We start from the raw sequence: 1,277 nt of genomic DNA on the forward strand, positions 1-1,277 counted from the left end.
TGTTATTTTGTACTTAAAATCAGTTTCGTTGAATCCATGCTTTTGGGATCCGTTGTAGGTTCCACGGATTTTGCTTCGGTGAGTTCGATTTTACGAAGCAAGAATTTGAACCTTAAATACTCCACTGCATCAATGCTTGAAATCGAAAGTGGTTCTAACGACCCGACAGCTTACACTATGACTATGATTTTCTTGTCGATTTTGATGGGGTCTAAGACTTCTGTGTTCAAACTGATTTTGCTTCAAGTTGGAATTGGGCTGTTGATTGGTTTTTTGATGGCGAAATTAACCGAAAAATTGATTTTCAAGATAGATTTCTCACAAGACGGTCTGTTCACTGTTCTGATTATTTCCTGTGCACTTCTAACTTTTGCGATTAGCAAGAATTTGGGAGGAAATGCGTTCTTGTCAGTGTATGTACTGGGAATTATGATTGGGAATTTGGAATATTATAGGAAGAAAGAGGTTGTGTTCTTCTTCGACGGTTTTTCTGGAATAATGCAGATTGGTTTGTTCTTTTTGCTGGGGCTTTTGGCAGATCCTAAAAGTATCGTGAAGGCTGTTCCTGTGGCTTTCTTGGTGATGGTTTTTATCACAATTATTGCAAGACCATTGGCAAGTATACTGCTTTTGAAACCTTTTGGATATAAGAAGAATCAACTTATTGTAATTTCTGCGGCGGGTTTCAGAGGTGCGGCTGCGATTGCGTTTGCGATTATGGTTATAAATAGTAACGCAAAGTTATCTGTGGATTTGTTCCACATAATTTTCGTGATATGTCTGTTGTCTTGTTTAATTCAAGGATCCCTTTTTCCGATTATTTGTAGAAAAACCGATATGATTGATCCTGACGATACTGTTCTTAAAACTTTCAATTATTACAATTCTAAAAGCGATGTTGGTTTTATCGAAACGAAAATAAATGAGCACAGTGAACTTGTAGGAAAAAAGGTTAGTGAGATTGGGCTTCACTTCGATATAATTGTGGCGAAGATTATTCGAGATAACAAACTTGTCGTTCCTCGTGGAGATACTGTGATTTGTGCGAATGATACCGTCGTTATTGGCGGTAAATCTTATTTTGATCCGACAGGTTACGGTTTGGTCGAAATCACAATCAGCGACAAGAACAACTGGAATGGTAAAAAATTAAAAGATATCGACATGATTGATTCTGAACTTGTGGTTATGATTCAATCAAAGAACGGCGAAATCATCGTTCCTTCGGGCAATGTTACGCTTAATGTTGGGGATAAGTTGATTATTCTAAAAGAAAC

Annotated in this window: 1 protein-coding gene; it reads left to right on the forward strand. The window is 37.3% G+C overall.

Annotation, left to right across the window (positions count from 1 at the left end; translation table 11 throughout):
• The coding region (locus tag KHW44_RS09740) for a potassium/proton antiporter (RefSeq protein WP_304068931.1) at window positions 1-1,277 on the forward strand (1,277 nt) is incomplete at both ends.

It is taken from the genome of Finegoldia magna (assembly GCF_018371055.1).
Classification (GTDB): domain Bacteria; phylum Bacillota; class Clostridia; order Tissierellales; family Peptoniphilaceae; genus Finegoldia; species Finegoldia magna_I.